We start from the raw sequence: 22214 nt of genomic DNA, 5'->3' as shown, positions 1-22214 counted from the left end.
GACCAATAAAACGCGAATGGTTAAGAAATGGTTTCCGTGTCCGTCAGCCTTGTGCCCTCGCTTTCGGGCCAATGGGCAAAGGGCAGGACCGCGCCATTGCGGCGGCTGTCCCCGACCCGGGCCAGATCGACCTGGGCGAAAACCCAGCCTGGCTGGTCCATCGGGCCTTCCGCGATGATCCCGGTTTCCGGCCAGAAGCCATCGGGCGGGCCATAGATCGCCGCGCGTCCCCGGTTCTCGTCCAGGGCGGGCATCCAGTCGCAGGCCCCGACCGTGGGTGCCTGGACCACGACGCATTGGCTTTCCAGGGCACGGGCCATGGCGCCGATGCGCACGCGGGAAAAACCCGCCACCGTATCCGTGCAGCTTGGCACCAGCAGCAGTTCCACGCCCGCTTGCGCCAGCACCCGGCCCAACAGGGGAAATTCGCTGTCATAGCAGATCAGGATGCCGATCTGCCCCAGGGTCGTGTCGAACACCCGCAGGCCGGAAGCGCCGGTCACGTGCCATTCCTCGCGCTCGAATCGGGTCATGATCTGCTTGTCCTGATGGCCGATGATGCCCTCGGGACCATACAGCACCGCGCGATTGACCGGGCGCGAACCCTCGAACACCGGACCTGACGCGCCCAGGATATGGCAGCCATGGGCCGCCGCCAGCCGCTGATGCAGTGCCTGGACCTGTGGCCAATGCCAGGCGACCTCGTGCAGGGAAGCCTCCAGATCGCCGGCCACCGTGCGCCCGCCCAAGGAGGCAAGCTCCATCGCGCCGTATTCGGGGAACACCAGCAGGTCCGCGCCTGCAGCATCAGCGACCCAGGCGGTCAGCTTGGCCTCGTAATCCGCGAAGCTGTCGAACCAGTCTATGGGATAAGCGGCGGCGGCGATCTTCACAGGCGGCGCATCCAGAATTGCAGGGTTTTTTCGGTATCAGTCGCCTCGCGCAGATCCTTCCAGGAAAAACGCGCCGTAACGCCGGGCAGCGGTTCATATCCCCGCTTGCGCCAGAAATCGTCCAGCGGCCGGTAATTGCCAGGCCGGGCCGGATGATCGGCAGGGCGGATCACGCTGCAAAAGGCGCTGAAGGCCAGGCCAAGCTTGCGGGCATGGGCCTCGCGCGCGTCGAAAAAGGCGTGCCCTATGCCCAGGCCGCGATAGTCGCGCAGCAGCACCGATTCGGCACAATAGAAGATCTGGCTCATCGGCTCGGGCCGGTCCGCAAAGGCCGCCCCGAAATCGGCGGCATGATCGGCCATAGGCGCACCGGTTGCCGCCCCCACGACCTTTTCGCCGTCCATCGCCACCGCGACCACCGCGCCCGGCGACTGATAAGCGCGCAGGTAATCGCGTTCGTAATCGGCGTCCCCGTCGTAAAGATAGGGGAAATCCCGGAACACCCGGATGCGCAGACGCGCGACATCCTCCAGCGCGGCGGCCAACGCCTCGCCTGTCAGGACGCGCGTCGTGACGGTCATTGGCCGACCTGCCGCATCCAGTCGGACAGGTTGTAATAGGTCGTCACCCGCGCGATCTTGCCGTCGCGAATGGTGAAGAAGGTGCCCGCAGGCAGGCGATAGGTCTGGCCCTTGGCTTCCGGCAAACCCTCGTCAGTCTTCAGATAGGTGCCGTTGACCACGAATTCCGCCGCCGCCCGGTCGCCTGCCTCGTTGGCGAAGATCACCATGTCGGTCAGGGTTTCCTTGTAGCTTTCGGTCATATGCGCGTTGAAATCGGCAAACAGCGCCTTGCCCCGGCGGATGCCGCCTTCGTTCACATGATGCTCGATCTCGTCATGCAGCAGGGCTAGCATATCGTCGGTGCGGCCCGCGTTGAAGGCATCGTAATAGGCGGCGATCAAAGATTTTGTGTCCATTTTGCCCTTCCGTGCGTTTGCCATCCATTATCGCGGCCGGTGCCCGGCGTCACTTGATCCGAAAGGACCATTGCCTTGAAAATCCGGGCCAAGCTGTTAGCGATTGAACCAACCTCGCGCATAAAGGATCCGCGCCCATGACCGACCGCAGCAACCTCGGACCCCGAGAGATCACCTGTTTCAAAGCCTACGACGTGCGGGGGGAATTGGGCAAGAACCTGGACGCCGACGTGGCCTACCGCATCGGGCGCGCCTTTGCGCAGGTCCGCCAGGCGAAACGCGTCGTGGTGGGCCGCGACAGCCGCGCCACCTCGCCCGAACTGGCGGCGGCGCTGATTGATGGTTTGACCGACGGCGGGGCAGACGTGCTGGACCTGGGCCTGGCCGGGACCGAGGAGGTCTATTTCCACACTGGCTTCCACGACACCGATGGCGGGATCGAGGTCACGGCGTCCCACAACCCGATCAACTACAACGGCATGAAGATCGTGGGCCGGGGCTCCGCGCCGCTGGATCCGGCGACCGAACTGCCGCCGATCATCGAATTGGCGACATCCGGCAGCTTTGCCCCCGCAACCAAGGGCAGCGTCACCGATTTCAGCCATGCCCGGGCGGATTATGCCAAGGCCATGGCGGACTTCGTGGATGTGCAGGCCTTGAAGCCGATGAAGATCCTGGTCAACGCCGGGAACGGCACTGCCGGGCCGACCTTTGACGCCATTGCCGATGAACTGGAACGGCGCGGCGCACCGCTGACCTTCGTGCGGATGCACCATGAAGTCGATTCCAGCTTTCCGAATGGAATCCCCAATCCGCTTCTGGACGAGAACCAACCCCCCACGGTCGAGCGGATGAAGGCGGAAAAGGCCGATCTGGGCGTGGCCTGGGACGGCGATTTCGACCGCTGCTTCTTTTTCGACGAAAACGGCCGCTTCATTCCCGGCGAATATATCGTCGGCCTGCTGGGCGCGGCCTTCCTGGAAAAATCACCCGGCGAAAAGATCGTCCACGACCCCCGCGTCATCATGAACACCCGCGCCATGATCGAGGAAGCGGGCGGGCAGGCGGTCGTCAGCAAGACCGGCCACGCCTTCATCAAGCGCAAGATGCGCGACGTGGGCGCGATCTATGGCGGAGAGATGTCGGCGCATCATTATTTCCGCGACTTCTATTACTGCGACAGCGGCATGATCCCCTGGCTGCTGATGATCGAGCTGCTGTCGCGCAAGGGCAAGACGCTGGCCGAACTGCTGGAGGAGCGGATGCGACTTTACCCGTCATCCGGTGAGACGAACTATCACATCGACGACCCCGACGCGGCGATTGCCCGGCTGATCGAGAACTACGAACCCCACGCCGACAGCCGCGACGACCTGGACGGCGTGTCTCTGGATTTCGGAAACTGGCGCTTCAACCTGCGCAAGTCCAACACCGAGCCGGTGGTGCGGCTGAACCTGGAATCCGATGGCGATGCGGATCTGGTGCGCGAAAAGCAGGCGGAACTGGCCGCGCTGCTGAAGGGCTAGGGCATCGGGTCAAAGCCGAAAGTGACATAGTCGCGCAGGTATGCAGCCTGCGCGGCGTCAATCAGGGCCTTGTCGCGCAGCGCGTCCGGCACGGGGGCAGGCGCAACCGTTTCCAGCTTTGCATCGGCAATGCCTGCCATGCGGGACAAATGGTCCAGATCCTCGGTCAGGCGGTCTTCCCTGACCACCATGTCATACCAGCGGCATGAACCATCGACTCTGAAGATGGTTTGCTTTGCGGCCGACCTCTGATTCACTCCCTTGCAAGGCGGAGGAGGATCAGGATGGCAGTGGGCATCACACGCACGGACCTTTCAGCATCGGATCTGCGGCGGGAGGCGGCTCAAGTGAAGGACGCGCGAGCGTCGCGCCGGATGCTTGCGCTGGCGCATGTGCTTGACGGGCGAAGCCGGACGGAAGCGGCACAAAGCTGCGGTATGGATCGGCAGACGCTGCGTGACTGGGTTCATCGTTACAATGCCGAAGGGCTGGCCGGCCTTGGCGATCGGCCGCTTTCCGGGCGGCCAGCGCGGCTCAGCGCCGAGCAGATGCGCGAACTTGCCGTGATCGTCGAAACGGGGCCTGACCCGTCGACGGATAAGGTCGTGCGTTGGCGTCGGATTGACCTCTGCAACGTGGTTGACCAGCGGTTTGGCATTCGCGTGGCGGAGAGGACCATGAGCGCGATCCTTCACCGGCTCGGCTTTGCGCGTCTCTCAGTCCGGCCGCGCCATCCGCAGGCCGATGGCGAAGCGCAAGCGGTATATAAAAAACTTTGCCGAACTGGCGCGCGCAGCCTTGCCTAACGAAGCGCAAGGAAAGCCCTTGGAGATTTGGTTCCAAGATGAGGCCAGGGTGGGCCAGCAGGGAACATTGACACGCGTGTGGGCGAGAAAGGGCACACGCCCGCGGGCGCCAAAAGACTGCCGCTACGCCTGGGCCTACATCTTCGGGGCGGTCTGCCCGGCCCGCAGGATCGGTGCGGCGCTCGTCATGCCCTACGCGAACACGGAGGCGATGAACGCCCACCTGGCCGAAATCAGCGGGCAGGTATCGCCCGGTGCACACGCGCTCCTTGTTCTCGATGGCGCCGGCTGGCACAGCTCCACAGACCTCATCATCCCGCCCAACATCAGCCTGCTGCCACTGCCACCTTACAGTCCGGAACTGAACCCGGTCGAGAACCTCTGGCAGTTCCTCCGTCAGAACACCCTCGCGAACCGGGTCTTCGACAGCTACGACGCCATTGTCGACGTCTGCTGCGATGCCTGGAACACCCTCCTCGCAATGCCGGAACGCGTCGCTTCAATCACCTCACGCGATTGGGCGCAGGTCAGTGGATAATGCCGTTGGTATCAGGGGTGGCAAAACGGGCAAATCCCGACAGAACCTCGGTCTGGCTGGCCCATGTCGGATGGGTGGGCAGCGATGTCTGGCCATTCAGGTTTCGCCGCAGGAATCCAAGGAAATCGGCGAATACGGCGATGCGCGCGTCGCCCGTCAGGGCGGCAAGCGCATCGTCTGGCGGCAGGGCCACGCGGTGGAGACGGCGCAGCACCTCGCGCTGTTCGGGATTGCCCCGAGCCAGGAGGTGGTCAAAGGCCTCCCATGCCCGCAAAAGGGGGTGGCGCAGGACCGTAAAGCTGCGATGGCCGGAACGGGCGCGTTTCCATTGGCGCAGGGTCGATTGGGTAAAGCCGTCCGCGACCGGGCCCAGCCTGTCCAGCCAATCCCGGATCGCCTGTTCCGGCCCGCCCTTGACCGGCATGAACAGCAGGCCCCGTCCCGCGCCCGCCCCCAGGAAACTGGGCACGGCAGGCCCGCGCCGTGGTTCGAACACGGGCAGGCGGTGCAGCAGGAACGGATCCATGTCGCGCAGATCGGCCTGCATCGCGTCGAAATTGGCGACCTTCTGCGCCAGTTCCTGCGGGTTTTGGGGCACCTGGTCGCGGGCCGGTTCCACGCGCGCCAGATCGGTGCGGCCCAGCCAGTGCAGCAGACCCGTGATCACATCGCCGTCGCGCAGATCGTCGAAACCCAGATGGAACGCCGTCTGTCCCGTCGCCTGCAAGCGGCTGACGACATGGCGGCGAAACTCCTCGGCCTCGGACAGGGTCCGGCGGAATTCGTCGCCGTCATAAGTGATGCGGGCCGGAATCGGCGTTTCCGACTCGTTCAGCTTCCATTGGTTCGTTTCCCAGGCCAGCCGCGTCGAGACATAGCTGTCCAGCGGATTGCGCGTCAGGATGATCTTGGCGCAGCCCCGGTCCTGGATGGTGGGTTCCAGCACGCGGGGATCGTGGTCGTGGAAATAGCGGAACCCCGGCAGATGCCCCGGCTTGTCGGTCAGCTTCGCCAGCAGGGACAGGGGATCCGCCTCGCGCGCGGCGCGGGTGATCCCCAGCATCTCGTCCTTGCCGGGCCAGCCCATCATATAGGGATTGAACGCCTCGCCAAAGCAGGTGACGCGCTTGACGGCGTTCAGGGTCGCCTCCAGCAGGTTGGACCCGGTGCGCATCCCGGCAAAGATGACAAAGCTGCGGAACCCCTGGGTCATTCGGCAGCCGCCCTTTCAGTGGTCAGCAGTTCGATGGGGGGCAGATCCTCGCCCGTCAGGCGCGGGCGCAGGCCGGAGTTGCGCAGCCGCCGCAGCATCCCGTCCAGCCCCGTCAGGTCGCGCATCGCGGGCAGCATGGTCACGGGCGCGGAATGCGGGTCGATCTGCAACAGGAAATCCTGAAGGATCGGCCGGGGGTTCAACAAGAATTCGCCCAGGTCGTGATGATGCAGGCGCGCGCGGACCCAGACGGAATTCAGCACCTCCAGCTGCTCAAGCTCGGTCCGCTGCAGCTGGGCAAAGACCCGGCGCACGTCGTCGAAGGGCATCCCCGAATGCAGCAGGGGCAGCTTCCATGCGCCGGACACGACCAGCATATGGGCATTGGGATCGGTGGCGATGAACCAGTTCAGCGCCTGATTGTCGCGCGGGCTGAACTGGAACGCCTGCATCCGGTCGGTGATGCGGATCAGGGATGTCAGGAACCCCTGCGGATCGCGGTCGCGGATTAGCGGGTCCGCCGAGATCGCACCCGGACCGATGCGGGCACGCTCTGCGAATTCCACCCCTTCCGGTCCCAGCAGATGGCCGTGGACCTGGCAGGACAGATGCCCGCGCAGCCAATCCTCGAACCCCGGAAAGATGTCCGACAGGCCTTGGATCACCGCATAAGGGGCCGAGGTCTTGCCGTTCTCGGCGTCCTTGCGGGGAAAGCGGCTTTGCATATACAGGCCCGGCCGGCCAAGCACGCGGCGATGCACCGTCTGGTTGATAATGCGCGAAATCCGCGCGGGCTGGGGTGGATCGACCTGGGGCTGGCCCTGGTCGGGCAGCGGGAAATGCGACAACAGCCTCGATGCCCCCGGCCAGACCTTGCGTGCCACGAAACAGCGTGATTCGACCAGCATGTCGATATGGTCGTCATAAAGCGAATAAGGCCGTCCGGTGTGATCGAACTTGGCCATGGTCAATGACCAGCTTTCCAGCTTGGTGGAATGGCGCCGCACCAAAGTCTGGAAATAGCTTTCGTCGGGAATCCAGGTGAACCGGAAAAATCGGTCAAAGGCGGGCCGTTGCGGATCGTCCAGAATGGCGCGCAGGGTGCGCGCCGTCAGGCACCACCATTGCGACCCCAGATGCGGGATCAGCCCGGCGGGCATCCGTCGGCGAATGCCGCGCCTGCGTTGCCAGGTCACGAAGCGGTCGAACAGCCAGCGGTGCCGCTTCCAGTCAAAGGGAAAGAACAGGGTGAATCGTTCCTCGTTCAGCCCGCCGACGGTCCAGCCCACGTCATGGCTGCTGACGCTCTCGATATGGTCGCGGTCAGGATCGGCGGCCAGATAGGCGGCCAGTTCGCCAACCGGCCGCAGCGGCAGGCAGGCACCTGAGGCAAGATAGACATGGGTCGTGTCGGGAAAGCGGGCCAGCAGTTCCGCCGCCGCATCCTGGGTGGCGCGCACAAGGCTGAAGCGGCCCCAGGAACACCGATGGCGCTTGCTGAAGATGACCCTGTCGCAATCCTTCAATGCCTGGCGCAGTCCGGCCGCCCGCGCGCCCGACACCTTGGCATCGACATGGATTGCCACCCGCGCCCCACCATCCGTCCAGATCCGTGCCAGCCGCGCCGCCATGCCCAGATCGCCATGGCACAGCAACACCACGCCCAGCCGCACGGTCGCGGGCGCCTTCATGCCCAGTTCCCCCGGGAAATCAGGCCCAGATCCTCCAACTGCTGCCAATCGCGGTACCGGCGCGATTCGCTGCACCACAGTTGCACGCCCCGGTGCAGCCCCGCGTGATAGGCGCGGTATTCCCCGCTGCCCCCGTAATGCTGCCTGCGGTCCAGTTCCTCGGCCGATTTGGCGGCAAAGGACGACAGGAACTTGGCGTGCAGCAGGCAGCCTGAAATCTGTTCGCCGCCGTCTTCGTCGTAGACCAGGTTCAACCCGCGCGGCAGCAGCATATGGGTCGAACTGACATAGGCGTATCGCGCGTCCCATTTCACCAGGGGGATCTTGTTCAGGGCAGGCCCGGACAGCGGATCGTGGGTGAAGAACGCTCGCGTGCGCGGCCCGCCCTGGATCCACAGATTGCCGAAATGGGGGTTCTTCTGGATCGAGTAATTGGCCGGGTCGAACCAGCAGGCGATGTCGAAGGGGTTCTCGCCCTCGGCGCAGATCGCATCCTCGATGGGGCCTTCGGGATACATATCCAGCAGCATCGCCGGAAAGGACCGCCGTCCGGTCGCGTCCAGCCAGCTGGTCAGCGCCGCCAGGGGACGATGGCCCATATGCGGATAAACCAGGAATTCATCGGGATCGACTGTCAGGCACCAATGCCCCCGGCCGTGGCGCAGCAGCAGCCAGTTCATCCAGTCCATGCCAAAGCGCGCGCCCTTGTAGCTGGCGTCCGTCCACCACAAGGACACGTCCGGCTGGCCGCGCAGGTAATCGCCGCTGCCGTCCCCGCTGTTGTTGTCCACCATCAGGAAGTGGCGCACCCCCATGGCCCGGTAATAATCCAGGAACCACGGCAGCCGCGAGCGTTCGTCGCGCAAAGTCACAAGGCACAGGATATCACCCTGCCCAATCTGCCTGGTGCGATCAGCCAAGGAGCGCAGGGAACCGCGACGCCGGATCCCGCGCAGGATCAGGCGCTGGCGTTCAACCCTCCGGCGCAAGCGGGCGGCGATCGGATGCGCGCCTATGCCCCGCATTGCCGCGCCCTCCGATCCAAACCGTTTCGCCTGATTGTCATGATGCCCGAATGCGTTGAATGCACGCATTTGGCAAGATGGTTAATCTGCAGTCAACCTTTGGATGACAACCAGTCGCCCCCGCCCATCAGCCCCAGATCGACCAGCTGCCGCCAATCCCGGTATCGGACCGATCCTTCGTGCCACAGGACCGGCGCCTGGGCGATTGCACCGTGATAAGCGCGATAGCCCTGGGGGTCGATGAAATGCTGACCTCGGACCAGTTCCTCGGACGCGCGGGCGGTGCTGTCGGGCAGGAACTTGCCGTGCAGCAGCACCCCTGACGGGCGGGGGTCGCCGGGACCGTCGTAATGGTCGTTCAGCCGGGGGGGCAAAGCCGAATGGGTGGAATTGACGTAAACGTATCGCCGGTTCCACCGCAGCAGGGGCAGCTTGTTCAGCGTCGGGCCACGGTCGGGATCGCCCGGAAAGAAGACCCGTTCGCGGACGCCCCCATGCAGGATCCGGTTGCGTTTGGGCGGCACCATCCGGCACCGATAAGGGGAGGCATCGAACCAGGGCAGGCGTTCGGTCAAGGGCGCCCCCGGTCCGGCATCGGCCTGGCCCAGCGGACCGCGCGGATACAGATCCAGCATCATCGCCCCCATGCCCGGGCAACCGGCGGCGTCCAGATGGGCGGTCAGGCGCCGCAACGGATGGCGGTCCCATTCGGGATAGATCAGCAGTTCGTCGGCATCGACCGTGACGCACCAATGGCCGTGCCCATGGCGAAACAGCAGCGCGCCCAGCCAGTCCATCCCGAAACGCGCGCTTCGGTAGCTGCCCGGCGCCTGCCACAACGAGACATCGGGCTGGCCACGCAGGAAATCCCCGGTCCCGTCGGTGCTGGCGTTATCGACGATCAGGAAGCTTCCGACACCCAGCCGGCGATAATGATCCAGGAATTCCGGCAGGCGCAGCATCTCGTTTCGCAGGGTTGCGAAGCAAAGGATGCTGTCGGGCCGGATCGCCGCCGTGCGGTCGGCCAGCGGGGCCAGATCCTGGCCCGCCCGCAGGCAGCGCCACAGCAGTTCCCGGCGTTTCCAGCGTTGGCGCCAGGCCGACCAGGCCCGCCGGTACGCCGGGGCACGGTCGCCGGTCACGCCTGATAGGTGCCGTTCTGGTGCCACCGCCAGGCATCGGCGATCATCTGCTGCATGGTGGACCGGCCGGGATGCCAGCCCAATTCCGCCTTGGCGCGAGTGCTGCCGCAGACCAGCTTGACCGCGTCCCCGCCCCTGCGCGGGCCATCGACCATGGGCACAGGGCGGTTGGTGACATGGCGGGTGGCGTCCACGACCTCTCGCACGGAAAAGCCCGATCCGGTGCCCAAGCAGAACACCCGGCTGCCGCGTCCAGCGCGCAGCCATTCCAGGCCTTTCACATGGGCATCGACCAAATCCATCACATGGACATAGTCGCGGATGCAGGTGCCGTCCGGGGTGGGGTAATCGGTCCCATGCACGGTCAGGGCCGCACGCTTGCCATCCACCGCATCCAGGATCAGCGGGATCAGATGCGTTTCCGGACGGTGATGTTCGCCGACCTCGCCGTCAGGATCGGCGCCCGCCACGTTGAAATAGCGGAAGATCACCGAGCGCAGCCCATGGGATGCACCGAAATCGGCCAGCATATCCTCGATCGCGCGCTTGGACGCCCCATAGGCGTTCAGCGGAGCCTGGGGGGTGTCCTCGTCCAGAACCTCTCCGTCGCGGTCGCCATAGGTGGCGCAGGTGGAGCTGAAGACGAAATCCAGGCAGCCCGCGTCAATGGCGGCCTCGATCAGGTTCAGCGATCCACTGACATTGTTGCGCCAGTATTTGCCCGGCTCCGCCATCGCCTCGCCCACTTGGCTCAGGGCGGCGAAGTGCAGCACGGCGATGGGCCGGTATTCGGCAAAGGCCGCATCCAAGGCTGTGCGGTCAAGCAGATCGGCCTGCACGAAGGGTCCGAACTGGACCGCATCGCGCCAGCCGGTCGACAGATTGTCCAGCGTGACAGGAGTATACCCCGCCGCAGCCAGGGCCTTGCAGGCGTGCGAGCCGATATAGCCCGCACCCCCCGTCACCAGAACATTGGGCGCCATGGATTATTCGGCCGCCCGACGCATCGACATGATGTCATGCAAATATTCGGCGAATTCTTCCTTCAGTTCGTCGCGTTCCAAGCCGAATGCCACAGTGGCCTGCAGGAAGCCTGCCTTGGATCCGCAGTCGAAACGCTGACCCCGGAAGCGCAGGCCGAACACATCGCGCCCCGCCGCGATGTCGTCGGCGATGGCATCGGTCAACTGGATTTCCCCGCCCGATCCGGCCTTCAGCTTGTTCAGGTTCTGCATGACAGTCGGCGCCAGGATATAGCGCCCGATCACCGCCAGGTTCGACGGGGCGGTGCCCATGGGGGGCTTTTCCACCATGCCGCGCACCTTGACGATGGCGCCCATGTCCTCAGCCACGTCCAGCACGCCATAGGCCTGGGCCTTTTCGGGCGCGACCTCCATCGTGGCGACCATGCTGCCGCCGGTTTCGCCATAAGCCTCGATCATCTGCTGCAGGCAGGGCGGGTCGCCCATGATCACGTCGTCGGTCAGCACCACCGCGAAGGGTTCGTCATCTGCCAGGAGGCGGCGCGCGCACCAGACCGCATGGCCCAGGCCAAGCGCCTTGTGCTGCCGGATATAGGCGATGGCCCCCGATTCCATGTTCGTGCAGCGCAGGGATTCCAGCAAGTCGGTCTTGCCGGATTTCTTCAGGCTGCTTTCCAGTTCATGGGCGTGGTCGAAGTAATCTTCCAACGCACCCTTGCCGCGCGAAGTGACAAAGATGAATTCGGTAATGCCGGCAGCCCGCGCTTCGTCGATCGCATACTGGATCAGCGGGCGATCGACGAGGGTCATGATCTCCTTGGGGATGCTTTTGGTCGCCGGAAGAAAGCGCGTGCCCAGACCAGCGACGGGAAAGATGGCCTTGGTTACCTTACGAGTCATGTGCTGTGACACCCTTGTTCGATCATTTGCGGCGGCCGGTCGGCCGAACGCATCACAACGCTCATCAGCCGCAAAGGCTGCGTCATCAAGCAGGATAATATCCGGGACGGCGGAATGGTGCCAATGCAATTGCAGAAAACAACCCAGGATTTTCTGCGTCTTTGATTAAATTGTTCCGCCGCCGGCACCCGGTCAGTCCAGATCCATGGCCTGCATCATGGCTTCCAGACGAGAAACGTCCTCGGGATTGTTCAGTTCCCAGAACTGGCGGCCGCGCGATTCGACCTCGACGCACAGGATTCGGCGGCCGCGTTCAAGAAAGCGCAACTGTTCCAGTCCTTCCAGCCGCTCCAGGGGGCCTTCGTCCCAGGACGCATATTCCGCCAGGGCATCGGGCCGATAGGCGTAAACGCCGACGTGGTGGAAAACCGGGCTGGGTTCGGCGTCGCCGAAATCGCCCGCCGCGAAGGGAATCACTTCCTTGGAGAAATACAGCGCCTGGCGGTCATGGCCAAAGACCGCCGTCGTCCCGCCCACGCGGCCGGCATGGCGATCGGCGATCAGGTCGGCGCGCATCCGGCCGGTGCAGCGCAGGACCGGGGTCGCCACAGCGGCGCCCGCATCGGCACGCAGGCCCGCGACCAGATCCTCGACGAACCAGGGGGGCGTCAGGGGGGCGTCGCCTTGCAGGTTGACCACGATCTCGGGCGCGATTCCCAGATTGGACAGGGCTTCGGCGCAGCGTTCTGTGCCGTTGCGGCAGGCGGTGCCGGTCATCACAACCTCGGCTCCGAAGCCCGCGGCGTGGTCCCGGATGCGGGTGTCGTCGGTGGCGACCACCACCCGGTCTACGCCGGACACGGCCATGGCCGCATCCCAGCTGCGCCGGATCAGGCTGCGCGCCTGGCCCGAGGCGCCGCGCAGTTCCACCAGCGGCTTGCCCGGATAGCGGGTCGAGGCGTGGCGGGCGGGAATGACGATCAGGACCGACATCAGGCCCGGACCAGCAGCACGCCCGGCGCGAAGGCGATGAAGAACGGGTTCTCGAACCCCGGCTTGCCATAGGTCAGGGGCGTGTGGTCGTCAAAGCGCACGACCTCGCCCCCTGCGCCGCGCAGGACGGCGTCGCCCGCCGCCGTGTCCCATTCCATGGTCCGGCCCAAGCGGGGATACAGATCCGCCTCTCCGGTCGCGACAAGGCAGAACTTCAGCGACGATCCGGCGCTGGTCATGTCGCGCGCCGCATATTGCGCGATGTAATCGTCGGTCGCGGCATCCCGGTGTGATTTTGACGCGACCACCATCAACCCCCGATTGTCGGGAACCGGATTGACACCGATGGGAACGGTCTGGCCGAGAGCGTCGCCGAACGGCCCCTGTTCCTCGACCGAGCGTCCGTCGGCGGTGGTATAGAACAGCCGTCCCTTGGCGGGGGCATAGACCACGCCGCGCAGGGGCACGCCGTTTTCGACATAGGCGATGTTGACGGTGAAGTCGCCGCGCCGCTGGACGAATTCCTTGGTCCCGTCCAGGGGATCGACGATCAGGAAGGTCCGGGCCGTCTGCGCATGGCTGGCGGCCTGTTCCTCGGTGATCAGGGGAATGTCCGGGAAAGCCTCGCGCAGCCCGGCCGAGATCAGCGCATCGGCTGCCTCGTCGGCGGCGGTGACGGGCGAATCGTCGGATTTGGCCCGCACGTCGAAGTCATCGGCATCATAGATCTCCATGATCCGCGTTCCGGCCTGCAACGCCAGGTGCCGCATCTGGGCGATCAGTCGTTCAAATTCCATCTAGTTTCCCTCCCGGACGGCCCGCCTGTCGCGGTCCCGCCGATTGTGACGGGCACCGGATCCCCTTATGATCGGGGCCGACGGCTTGGGCAAGCGCCCGTGGGACCGGGCAGCAGGGGCGGCACAGGCTTTGTTCAACCAGCGAAAGAACAGCACGATCATCGGGGCGGCGGGCACGACCCTGGGCCTGATCTATCACCAGACCGTCTATAACCTGCGCAACGACCATCGCAACGCGGTCGTCGGGCTGTTGCTGACGATTCTGCAGTCGGCGATCTTCATGATGGCGTTTCTGCTGATCTATCTGGTCATGGGGGTGCGCAATTCGCCCATTCGCGGCGATTTCATGCTGTACCTGATGTCGGGCATCTTCATGTTCATGGTCCATGTCCAGGCATCGGGCGCAGTGGCGGGCAGCCATTCGGTGACGGGCGGACTGGTCAAGCACGAACCCCTGAACCCCGCGATCCTGATCGCCTCGGCGGCCCTTGCGGTGCTGTATCGCCAGACCATCAGCTGCATCGCGATCCTGTGGCTGTATCACGTGCTGATGACCCCCATCCGTTTCGACTTCTGGCCCGGCAGCCTGGGGATGTATCTGCTGGCCTGGTTTTCAGGGGGCTGCATCGGCCTGGTGTTTCTGGGCATCCGGCCCTGGTCGCCCCGTGCGTCCAAGCTGTTCACCACGGCCTATCAGCGCATCAACATGTTCGCGTCGGGCAAGATGTTCGTGGGCAATGTGGTGCCCAACGCCCTGCTGCCCTGGTTCATCTGGAACCCCCTGTTCCACATCATCGACCAGCAGCGCGGATACATCTTCATCAACTATACGCCCCTGAAATCGGATCCGCTTTATGCGCTTTGGTTTTCGCTGGCCGCGATGATGATCGGCTTGCTGATCAACTTTACCACCCGCAAATACGAATCCCTCAGCTGGAGCGCGGCTGATTGAGCAGGCGCAAATTGCCCGCATCCGGCGCTTGCGGGGCTTGAAACCATCCCTATATACACCCCCGAAGCGTCCGGCCCGCCGGAGCTGAAAACGTATTTGGGATCGGGCCTCGGGGGCCATAACGGACCTGAAGTCCAGACAATCGCCGCAAGAAGGAAACAAGCATGTCAAAAGTCATCGGCATCGACCTCGGCACCACGAACAGCTGCGTCGCGATCATGGACGGCAGCCAGCCCAAGGTCATCGAGAACAGCGAAGGCGCCCGCACCACGCCCTCGATCGTGGGCTTCACGGAAGGCGAGCGCCTGGTCGGCCAGCCTGCCAAGCGCCAGGCCGTCACGAACCCTACCAATACCGTGTTCGCCGTGAAACGCCTGATCGGCCGCCGCGTCGGCGACGAGGCCGTCGAAAAGGACCGCAAGCTGGTTCCCTACGACATTGTGGACGGCGGCAACGGCGACGCCTGGGTCAAGGTGCGGGATGAGAAGTATTCCCCTGCCCAGGTCAGCGCGATGATCCTTCAGAAGATGAAGGAAACCGCCGAATCCTATCTAGGGGAAACCGTCACGCAGGCGGTCATCACGGTTCCCGCCTATTTCAACGACGCGCAGCGTCAGGCGACCAAGGACGCGGGCAAGATCGCGGGCCTGGAAGTCCTGCGCATCATCAACGAGCCGACCGCGGCCGCCCTGGCCTACGGCCTGGACAAGAAGGACAGCAAGACCATCGCCGTCTATGACCTTGGCGGCGGCACCTTCGACATCACCATCCTGGAAATCGACGACGGGCTGTTCGAAGTGAAATCGACCAACGGGGATACGTTCCTCGGCGGCGAGGACTTCGACATGCGCATCGTCAACTATCTGGCCGACGAGTTCAAAAAGGAACACGGCGTCGACCTGACCAAGGACAAGATGGCCCTTCAGCGCCTGAAGGAAGCCGCCGAAAAGGCCAAGATCGAACTGTCCTCCTCGTCGCAGACCGAGATTAACCAGCCGTTCATCTCGATGGACAAGAACAGCGGCACGCCGCTGCACCTGGTCATCAAGCTGACCCGTGCGAAACTTGAAAGCCTGGTGGGCGACCTGATCAAGCGCACCATGAAGCCGGTGGCCGATGCCATCAAGGACGCGGGCGTGTCGAAATCCGACATCGACGAGATCGTCCTGGTCGGCGGCATGACCCGGATGCCCAAGGTGATCGAGGCCGTGACCGAGTTCTTCGGCAAGGAACCCCACAAGGGCGTGAACCCCGACGAGGTCGTGGCGCTTGGCGCGGCCATCCAGGCCGGCGTGCTGCAAGGCGACGTCAAGGACGTGGTCCTGCTGGACGTGACGCCCTTGTCGCTGGGCATCGAAACCCTGGGCGGCGTCTTTACCCGCCTGATCGACCGCAACACCACGATCCCGACCAAGAAGTCGCAGATCTTCTCGACCGCGGAAGACAACCAGAACGCCGTGACGATCCGGGTGTTCCAGGGCGAACGCGAAATGGCGGCGGACAACAAGCTGCTGGGTCAGTTCAACCTGGAAGACATCCCGCCCGCGCCGCGTGGGTTGCCTCAGATCGAAGTGACCTTCGACATCGACGCCAACGGCATCGTGTCCGTCAGCGCCAAGGACAAGGGCACCGGCAAGACCCAGAACATCACCATCCAGGCCTCGGGCGGTTTGACCGACGAGGATATCGACCGGATGGTCAAGGATGCCGAGGCCAATGCCGACGCCGACAAGTCCCGCCGCGAACTGGTCGAGGCTCGCAACCAGGCCGAAAGCCTGATGCATTCCACCAAGAAGTCGCTGGAAGAGCATGGGGACAAGGTGGACAGCTCGACCGTCGAGGCGATCGAATTGGCGATGGGCGCCTTGGAGGAATCGCTGAAATCCGACGACGCGGGCAAGATCCGCGGCGGCATCCAGAACGTGATGGATGCATCGATGAAGCTGGGCGAGGCCATCTACAAGTCGTCCCAAGCCACGGCTGACGGCGGCGACGAGGATGGCGATCAGCCGCGCAACGTCGATGAAGACATCGTGGATGCCGATTTCGAAGACCTCGGCGAAGACAAGAAGCGCGGCTGATCCGGGCCGCACCCTTTCGGGGCCGGTCCGTGCGAGAAACGCGGGCCGGCCATTTCGTTGGGGAACCAGACAGGACAAAAAATGGCCAAGCGTTGCTATTACGAGGTTCTGGGCGTGACGCGCGGGGCATCGGCCGAGGAAATCAAGAAGGCCTATCGCCAGAAGGCGAAGGAACTGCATCCAGACCGCAATCAAGACAATCCACAGGCCGAATCGCATTTCAAGGAAGCCAACGAGGCGTATGACTGCCTCAAGGACGACCAGAAGAAGGCGGCCTATGATCGATTCGGTCACGCGGCCTTTGAAGGCGGCGGTGGCGGTTTCAACGGGCGCGGCGCCCATCCGGGCGATTTCGGCACCGCCTTTGCCGACGTGTTCGAAGATCTGTTCGGCGACATGATGGGGCGTCGTGGCGGCGGCGGCGGTGGCCGGTCCCGCGCGCAACGCGGCCAGGATCTGCGCTACAACCTGCGCGTCAGCCTGGAAGAGGCCTATACGGGCCTCAAGAAATCCATCACCGTTCCCGGATCCATCGCCTGCGAGGAATGCGAGGGCACCGGGGCCGAGGGCGCGACCCAGCCCGCCACCTGCCCCACCTGCGCGGGCATGGGCAAGGTTCGGGCGCAACAGGGCTTTTTCACGGTTGAACGCACCTGCCCCACCTGCGGCGGCCAGGGCCAGATTGTCAAGAATCCGTGCAAGGCCTGCCACGGCGCGGGCCGGACCGAACGCGAACGCACCTTGTCGGTCAATATTCCCGCAGGCGTCGAAACCGGCACCCGCATCCGCTTGGCCGGGGAAGGCGAGGCCGGGCTGCGCGGCGGCCCTGCCGGAGATCTGTATATCTTCATCGAGGTTCAGGAACACGCGATCTTCCTGCGCGACGGCAAGATCCTGGCCTGCCAAGTTCCGGTCAGCATGGCCACCGCCGCCCTGGGAGGCGAGGTCGAGGTGCCGACCATCGACGGTGGCCGTGCTCGGGTCAAGGTTCCGGCGGGCAGCCAGTCTGGTCGCCAGATGCGCCTTCGCGCCAAGGGGATGCCACCCCTGCGCCACGGTCCCGGCGCTGCGGGCGAACCGGGCGATATGCTGATCGAACTGACGGTCGAAACCCCCGTCAACCTGACCCCGCGCCAGCGCGAGTTGCTGCGCGAATTCGAGGAACAGAAGGCTGACAACAGCCCTCAATCGGACAGCTTCTTCAACAAGGTCAAGAGTTTCTGGGACGGCATGACGCGCTGATGGTGCGTTAACCATTTATTCACCGGCACGGGTCCATGCTGTCGCCATGGACCCGAATCGTACCTTTGGCGAAATGCCCCTGCCCTTGTTCCAGCCCGCCACCGACGAGGCCGCGCCGATCCCGCTGCCCGGGGGCAAGGCGCCGTCCTATCTGGCAGACCACCGTGCCCGATTGCGCGAACGCTTCATGGCGGGCGGCGCGGCGGCGATGCCTGACTACGAACTTCTTGAACTGGTCCTGTTCCGCGCCATCCCGCGCCAGGACGTAAAGCCCTTGGCCCGCCGCCTGATCGAAGCCTTTGGCGATTTCAACCGGGTATTGACCGCGCCCGCCACGCGCCTGGAACAGATGGATGGCGTCGGCCCCGCCGTGATCACCGAACTCAGGATCGTCGAGGCTGCGGCACAGCGCATGGCGCGGGCCCGTGTCATGCACCGCCCCATTCTGTCAGGCTGGGACGCGCTTCTGGATTACTGCCACACCGCCATGGCGCATCGCGAGATCGAACAGTTTCGCGTCCTTTACCTCGACCGCAAGAACGTCCTGATCGCGGACGAGGAACAGGCACGGGGAACCGTCGACCATGTCCCGGTCTATCCGCGCGAAATCATCCGCCGCGCGCTTGAACTGAACGCCTCGGCGCTGATCCTGGTCCATAACCATCCTTCGGGCGATCCCACGCCTTCGGATGCCGACATCACCATGACTGCCCGCATCGCCCAGGCCGCCGACAGCATGGGAATCACCATCCACGACCACCTGATCATCGGCAAGTCGCGAGAGCTTTCCTTTCGCAGCCAGGGTCTTTTGTAACCGTCTTCGTTCACGTCAAATAGCCTTGGGCCATTGGCGCCCCCGGCAAAGATGCCTGGCGGACCTTTTCCGGCAACGATGGGCCGCAACAGCGGCCATGAGGGCGGAAAGCCCCGTGACTGTCTCCCTGCGACGAAATGCCCGCGACAATTTTCCAACATAGGCTGGTCCATGGCCCCGGTCAGGCGGGCTTACCGGCTGGACTGACAGATAATTGAAGGCTAGAACCGCCGCGCGAAGGCTGCGACGATACGCGGCCCGGATTGTCGTATCGGCCGGTCCTTCGGCCCGAATTGGAGAATGACCCGTGTCCCACGCAGATGACCACGTAGGCACCCGGAGGGATTTCCTCTATTATGCCACGGCGGGCGCAGGCACGGTGGCCGCCGGTGCCGCCGCCTGGACGCTTGTGAACCAGATGAACCCCTCGGCCGACGTGCAGGCGCTTGCCTCGATCCAGGTCGATGTCAGCGGGATCGCGGAAGGCACCCAGCTGACTGTCAAATGGCTGGGCAAGCCCGTGTTCATCCGCCGCCGCACCCCCGAGGAGATCGAGGCCGGCCGCGCGGTCGATCTGGGGGAACTGATCGACCCCACCGCGCAGAACGCCAATCTGAGCGGGACCGAACCCGCCACCGACCAGAACCGCACCCTGGACGAGGCCGGCGAATGGCTGGTCCAGATCGGCGTCTGCACCCACCTGGGCTGCGTCCCCATCGGCGACGGCGCGGGCGATTTCGGCGGCTGGTTCTGCCCCTGCCACGGTTCGCATTACGACACCGCCGGACGCATCCGCCGCGGCCCCGCACCGCAGAACCTGCACATTCCCGTCGCTGAGTTCATCAGCGACACAATCATCCAGTTGGGCTGAGGAGGCTTCGCATGGCCGGAATTCCGCACGACCATTACGAGCCTAAGACGGGCTTCGAAAAATGGCTTCACCGCCGCCTGCCAATCGCGGGGGTGATCTATGACACGATCATGATTCCCACGCCCAAGAACCTGAACTGGATGTGGATCTGGGGCATTGTCCTGATGTTCTGCCTGGTTCTTCAGATCGTCACCGGCATCGTCCTGGTGATGCACTATACGCCGCATGTCGACATGGCCTTCGCATCGGTCGAACACATCATGCGCAACGTGAACGGCGGCTATATGCTGCGCTATCTGCACGCGAACGGCGCATCGCTGTTCTTCGTGGCGGTCTATCTGCACATCTTCCGCAACCTCTACTACGGCAGCTACAAGGCGCCGCGCGAGGTCACCTGGATCATCGGCATGCTGATCTATCTGGCGATGATGGCGACCGCGTTCATGGGCTATGTGCTGCCCTGGGGCCAGATGTCCTTCTGGGGCGCCACGGTGATCACCGGCCTGTTCGGCGCGATCCCGGGCGTCGGCGGCGCGATCCAGCAATGGCTGCTGGGCGGACCGGCCGTGGACAATGCCACGCTGAACCGCTTCTTCTCGCTGCACTACCTGCTGCCCTTCGTGATCCTGGGCCTGGCCGTCGTCCACGTCTGGGCCTTCCACACCACCGGCAACAACAACCCCACCGGGGTCGAGGTGCGCCGGACCAGCAAGGAAGACGCCCAAAAGGACACCCTGCCCTTCTGGCCCTATTTCGTGATGAAGGATCTGTTCGCGCTTGGCGTGGTGCTGGTCGTGTTCTTCGCGGTCGTCGGCTTCATGCCAAACTATCTGGGCCACCCCGACAACTATATCGAGGCGAACCCGCTGGTGACGCCCGCCCATATCGTGCCGGAATGGTACTTCCTGCCCTTCTACGCCATCCTGCGCGCCTTCACGGCGGATGTCTGGGTCGTGCAGATCGTCCAGTTCCTGTCCTTCGGCATCATCGACGCCAAGTTCTTCGGCGTTCTGGCGATGTTCGGCGCGATCCTGGTCATGGCGCTTGTGCCCTGGCTGGACACCAGCCGCGTCCGCTCGGGCCGCTATCGCCCGCAGTTCAAGTGGTGGTTCTGGCTGCTGGCCTTCGACTTCATGCTGCTGATGTGGTGCGGCGCGATGCCTGCCGAAGAACCCTATGCGTCAATCTCGCTGATCGCCTCGGCCTATTGGTTCGCCTATTTCCTGATCATCCTGCCGCTGCTGGGCGTGATCGAGAAGCCCGAGCCCATGCCTGCGACCATCGAGGAAGACTACCTTGCGCATCACAATTCCCCCACGCGCATGGCCGAGTAAGGAGAGCCGGACAATGACCCTGAGAAACAAGACGCTCACGGCCGCTCTGGCCCTGGCGGTCTGTGTCGGCGGCCCTGCCCTTGCGCAGGACGCCGCCACGCCCGCCCCGGCCCAGCAACCGGCCGGAACGCAGCAGTCGTCCGAACCCGCCGCCGCCCCGGCCCCCGCCGATCAAACGGATGCGGGCCAGGCAACCCCGGCCCAGGCGCCTGCCGACCCGGTCGAAGCCGGATCGGGGGAAACCCCCGCCGGCGAATCCGCGACCGCGCCCACCCAGTCGTCCGAGCCGACCTCGACCCCCGCCGGGGCCGAGCAGACCCCGATGGAGGCGCCGGAAGTGCCATCGGTGACGGCAACCGAGGGGGAAACCCCCGCTGAAGCCCCGGCCGAGGAAGCCCCGGCTGCCGAAGCCGACGCCGCTCCGGCGGACGCTGCCGCGGAACCGGCGGCAGAGGAACCCGCGGCTGCAGAACCTGCCGAAGCCGAGCAAGGCGCGGGCCAGGAAGCCGGGGACGCCGTCCAGGTGACCGAAGGGGACGAAGCCGCCGCCCCTGCCGAAACCACCGGCACCGTGGTGGCCGAGGAAGGCCATGACGACATCGAGGGCGCGGGCGAAGACAATGCCAGCGCGGCAGAAGGCGGTCACGCGGAAGCCGAAGGCGAGGAACACGCCGCGGCCAGCCACGGCGCGGCCCATATCGAAGACATCGCCTTCAGCTTCGAAGGTCCGTTCGGCAAATACGACCAGTTCCAGCTGCAACGCGGACTGCAGGTCTATACCGAGGTATGTTCGGCCTGCCACGGCATGAAGTTCGTGCCGATCCGCACGCTGCATGACGACGGCGGCCCCGGCCTGCCCGATGATCAGGTCCGCGCCTATGCGGCAAACCTGACGGCAGTCCTGGATCCCGAAACCGGAGAAGAGCGTCCGCGCCTGCCGACCGACCACTTCCCCACGGTCACGGGCGAAGGCATGGGACCGGATCTGTCGCTGATGGCCAAGGCGCGCGCGGCCTTCCATGGCCCTTACGGCACCGGGATCAACCAGTTGGTCAACGGTATCGGCGGGCCGGAATACATCCATGCCCTGCTGACCGGCTATACGGGCGAGGAAGTCGAGCAGGCGGGCAGCGTGCTGTATGAAAACACCGCCTTCGCAGGCGGCCTGATCGGTATGCCGCCGCCGCTGTCCGACGATCTGGTCACCTATGAGGACGGCACCCCCGCCACGGCCGACCAGATGGCCCGCGACGTGGCGGCCTTCATGATGTGGACCGCCGAGCCCAAGCTGACCGACCGCAAGCAGGTGGGCCTGGTGGCGGTGTTACTGCTGATCGTGCTGACCTCGCTTCTGTATCTGACCAACAAGCGGCTCTGGGCGCCGCACAAGGGTAAGAAGCTGCATCGCTGATCCGATCGCCGATGAAACACCCT

21 protein-coding genes are annotated in these 22214 nt (G+C 64.5%); 9 read left to right on the top strand and 12 right to left on the bottom strand.

The genetic code is table 11. The features are described 5' to 3' along the window. Positions 1-20 precede the first annotated feature (20 nt). The 3 genes from LZ585_RS01090 to LZ585_RS01080 are packed head-to-tail and all read right to left on the bottom strand — an operon-like array spanning position 21 to position 1872. Positions 21-893 (bottom strand): carbon-nitrogen hydrolase family protein, encoded by an 873-nt coding sequence (locus tag LZ585_RS01090; RefSeq protein ID WP_234854612.1) that lies wholly within the window; start codon positions 891-893, stop codon positions 21-23. Then, positions 890-1474 (bottom strand): GNAT family N-acetyltransferase, encoded by a 585-nt coding sequence (locus LZ585_RS01085; RefSeq protein WP_234854611.1) that lies wholly within the window; start codon positions 1472-1474, stop codon positions 890-892. Before LZ585_RS01085 ends, LZ585_RS01090 begins: the two co-directional genes overlap by 4 nt. Next, the gene (locus LZ585_RS01080) at positions 1471-1872 is read right to left on the bottom strand and encodes a ketosteroid isomerase-related protein (protein WP_234854610.1); all 402 of its coding nucleotides are present in this window, start codon (positions 1870-1872) and stop codon (positions 1471-1473) included. Before LZ585_RS01080 ends, LZ585_RS01085 begins: the two co-directional genes overlap by 4 nt. A 137-nt stretch (positions 1873-2009) precedes the next feature. Between LZ585_RS01080 and LZ585_RS01075 the strand changes: the two genes are divergently transcribed. Next, positions 2010-3398 (top strand): phosphohexomutase domain-containing protein, encoded by a 1389-nt coding sequence (locus LZ585_RS01075; protein WP_234854608.1) that lies wholly within the window; start codon positions 2010-2012, stop codon positions 3396-3398. Here the strand turns inward: LZ585_RS01075 and LZ585_RS01070 are convergent. Beyond that, entirely contained in the window at positions 3395-3589 is a 195-nt protein-coding gene (locus LZ585_RS01070) for a hypothetical protein (RefSeq protein ID WP_234854607.1), read from the bottom strand. The genes LZ585_RS01075 and LZ585_RS01070 overlap by 4 nt on opposite strands. 93 nt (positions 3590-3682) lie before the next feature. Here LZ585_RS01070 and LZ585_RS01065 point away from each other — a divergent pair. After that, positions 3683-4742 (top strand): IS630 family transposase gene (locus tag LZ585_RS01065; RefSeq protein WP_234853043.1). Its coding sequence is split into 2 segments (ribosomal slippage): positions 3683-4155 and positions 4154-4742, totalling 1062 coding nucleotides; the frame shifts between segments, so codons are not numbered across the junction. Here the strand turns inward: LZ585_RS01065 and LZ585_RS01060 are convergent. The 8 genes from LZ585_RS01060 to cysQ form a co-directional block, all read right to left on the bottom strand. Next, positions 4732-5955 (bottom strand): hypothetical protein, encoded by a 1224-nt coding sequence (locus LZ585_RS01060; RefSeq protein ID WP_234854605.1) that lies wholly within the window; start codon positions 5953-5955, stop codon positions 4732-4734. The genes LZ585_RS01065 and LZ585_RS01060 overlap by 11 nt on opposite strands. Next, entirely contained in the window at positions 5952-7646 is a 1695-nt protein-coding gene (locus LZ585_RS01055) for a beta-1,6-N-acetylglucosaminyltransferase (RefSeq protein WP_234854604.1), read from the bottom strand. Before LZ585_RS01055 ends, LZ585_RS01060 begins: the two co-directional genes overlap by 4 nt. After that, positions 7643-8671 (bottom strand): glycosyltransferase family 2 protein, encoded by a 1029-nt coding sequence (locus tag LZ585_RS01050; protein WP_234854602.1) that lies wholly within the window; start codon positions 8669-8671, stop codon positions 7643-7645. The genes LZ585_RS01055 and LZ585_RS01050 overlap by 4 nt, the downstream gene beginning before the upstream one ends. A 92-nt stretch (positions 8672-8763) precedes the next feature. Beyond that, positions 8764-9813, bottom strand: coding sequence for a glycosyltransferase family 2 protein (locus LZ585_RS01045; RefSeq protein ID WP_234854600.1), 1050 nt, complete (start codon positions 9811-9813; stop codon positions 8764-8766). After that, entirely contained in the window at positions 9810-10796 is a 987-nt protein-coding gene (gene galE, locus LZ585_RS01040) for a UDP-glucose 4-epimerase GalE (RefSeq protein WP_234854599.1), read from the bottom strand. The genes LZ585_RS01045 and galE overlap by 4 nt, the downstream gene beginning before the upstream one ends. A 3-nt stretch (positions 10797-10799) precedes the next feature. Further along, complete coding sequence (locus LZ585_RS01035) at positions 10800-11696, bottom strand: UTP--glucose-1-phosphate uridylyltransferase (RefSeq protein WP_234854597.1); 897 nt, start codon at positions 11694-11696, stop codon at positions 10800-10802. A 192-nt stretch (positions 11697-11888) separates the two neighbouring features. Next, complete coding sequence (locus tag LZ585_RS01030) at positions 11889-12689, bottom strand: 3-deoxy-manno-octulosonate cytidylyltransferase (protein WP_234854595.1); 801 nt, start codon at positions 12687-12689, stop codon at positions 11889-11891. Beyond that, the gene (cysQ, locus tag LZ585_RS01025) at positions 12689-13486 is read right to left on the bottom strand and encodes a 3'(2'),5'-bisphosphate nucleotidase CysQ (protein ID WP_234854593.1); all 798 of its coding nucleotides are present in this window, start codon (positions 13484-13486) and stop codon (positions 12689-12691) included. Before cysQ ends, LZ585_RS01030 begins: the two co-directional genes overlap by 1 nt. A gap of 67 nt (positions 13487-13553) precedes the next feature. Here cysQ and LZ585_RS01020 point away from each other — a divergent pair, with 67 nt between their 5' ends. The 7 genes from LZ585_RS01020 to LZ585_RS00990 all read left to right on the top strand — a co-directional run bounded on the left by LZ585_RS01020 (position 13554) and on the right by LZ585_RS00990 (position 22191). Next, on the top strand, positions 13554-14438 hold the full coding sequence (locus tag LZ585_RS01020; protein ID WP_234854591.1) for an ABC transporter permease: 885 nt from the start codon (positions 13554-13556) through the stop codon (positions 14436-14438). Positions 14439-14602: 164 nt separating this feature from the next. Next, positions 14603-16519 (top strand): molecular chaperone DnaK, encoded by a 1917-nt coding sequence (dnaK, locus tag LZ585_RS01015; protein ID WP_234854590.1) that lies wholly within the window; start codon positions 14603-14605, stop codon positions 16517-16519. An 81-nt stretch (positions 16520-16600) separates the two neighbouring features. After that, a complete protein-coding gene (gene dnaJ / locus LZ585_RS01010) occupies positions 16601-17761 on the top strand; it encodes a molecular chaperone DnaJ (protein ID WP_234854588.1) in 1161 nt (386 codons plus the stop codon). Between the two features lie 46 nt (positions 17762-17807). After that, positions 17808-18575 carry a RadC family protein gene (gene radC, locus LZ585_RS01005; RefSeq protein WP_234854586.1) on the top strand — a complete coding sequence of 256 codons (768 nt, stop codon included), beginning with the start codon at positions 17808-17810 and terminating at the stop codon, positions 18573-18575. A 307-nt stretch (positions 18576-18882) separates the two neighbouring features. Then, a complete protein-coding gene (gene petA / locus LZ585_RS01000) occupies positions 18883-19446 on the top strand; it encodes a ubiquinol-cytochrome c reductase iron-sulfur subunit (RefSeq protein ID WP_234854585.1) in 564 nt (187 codons plus the stop codon). An 11-nt stretch (positions 19447-19457) separates the two neighbouring features. After that, the gene (gene petB / locus LZ585_RS00995) at positions 19458-20780 is read left to right on the top strand and encodes a cytochrome b (protein WP_234854583.1); all 1323 of its coding nucleotides are present in this window, start codon (positions 19458-19460) and stop codon (positions 20778-20780) included. A 598-nt stretch (positions 20781-21378) separates the two neighbouring features. Further along, a complete protein-coding gene (locus LZ585_RS00990) occupies positions 21379-22191 on the top strand; it encodes a cytochrome c1 (protein ID WP_390625107.1) in 813 nt (270 codons plus the stop codon). Positions 22192-22214 lie beyond the last annotated feature (23 nt).

This window comes from Paracoccus everestensis, assembly GCF_021491915.1.
GTDB classification, from domain to species: domain Bacteria; phylum Pseudomonadota; class Alphaproteobacteria; order Rhodobacterales; family Rhodobacteraceae; genus Paracoccus; species Paracoccus everestensis.
Note: the sequence above shows the minus strand (reverse complement) of the source record. Positions and strands in the feature narration are given on the sequence as shown.

Coding starts and splice junctions, on each gene's coding strand:
- petB (WP_234854583.1), top strand. CDS start 19,458: ATGGCCGGAATTCCGCACGACCATTACGAGCCTAAGACGGGCTTCGAA.
- LZ585_RS01085 (WP_234854611.1), bottom strand. CDS start 1,474: ATGACCGTCACGACGCGCGTCCTGACAGGCGAGGCGTTGGCCGCCGCG.
- LZ585_RS01080 (WP_234854610.1), bottom strand. CDS start 1,872: ATGGACACAAAATCTTTGATCGCCGCCTATTACGATGCCTTCAACGCG.
- LZ585_RS01075 (WP_234854608.1), top strand. CDS start 2,010: ATGACCGACCGCAGCAACCTCGGACCCCGAGAGATCACCTGTTTCAAA.
- LZ585_RS01035 (WP_234854597.1), bottom strand. CDS start 11,696: ATGACTCGTAAGGTAACCAAGGCCATCTTTCCCGTCGCTGGTCTGGGC.
- LZ585_RS01020 (WP_234854591.1), top strand. CDS start 13,554: ATGATCGGGGCCGACGGCTTGGGCAAGCGCCCGTGGGACCGGGCAGCA.
- LZ585_RS01050 (WP_234854602.1), bottom strand. CDS start 8,671: ATGCGGGGCATAGGCGCGCATCCGATCGCCGCCCGCTTGCGCCGGAGG.
- dnaJ (WP_234854588.1), top strand. CDS start 16,601: ATGGCCAAGCGTTGCTATTACGAGGTTCTGGGCGTGACGCGCGGGGCA.
- cysQ (WP_234854593.1), bottom strand. CDS start 13,486: ATGGAATTTGAACGACTGATCGCCCAGATGCGGCACCTGGCGTTGCAG.
- LZ585_RS01030 (WP_234854595.1), bottom strand. CDS start 12,689: ATGTCGGTCCTGATCGTCATTCCCGCCCGCCACGCCTCGACCCGCTAT.
- dnaK (WP_234854590.1), top strand. CDS start 14,603: ATGTCAAAAGTCATCGGCATCGACCTCGGCACCACGAACAGCTGCGTC.
- LZ585_RS01060 (WP_234854605.1), bottom strand. CDS start 5,955: ATGACCCAGGGGTTCCGCAGCTTTGTCATCTTTGCCGGGATGCGCACC.
- LZ585_RS01055 (WP_234854604.1), bottom strand. CDS start 7,646: ATGAAGGCGCCCGCGACCGTGCGGCTGGGCGTGGTGTTGCTGTGCCAT.
- LZ585_RS01070 (WP_234854607.1), bottom strand. CDS start 3,589: ATGGTGGTCAGGGAAGACCGCCTGACCGAGGATCTGGACCATTTGTCC.
- galE (WP_234854599.1), bottom strand. CDS start 10,796: ATGGCGCCCAATGTTCTGGTGACGGGGGGTGCGGGCTATATCGGCTCG.
- radC (WP_234854586.1), top strand. CDS start 17,808: ATGGACCCGAATCGTACCTTTGGCGAAATGCCCCTGCCCTTGTTCCAG.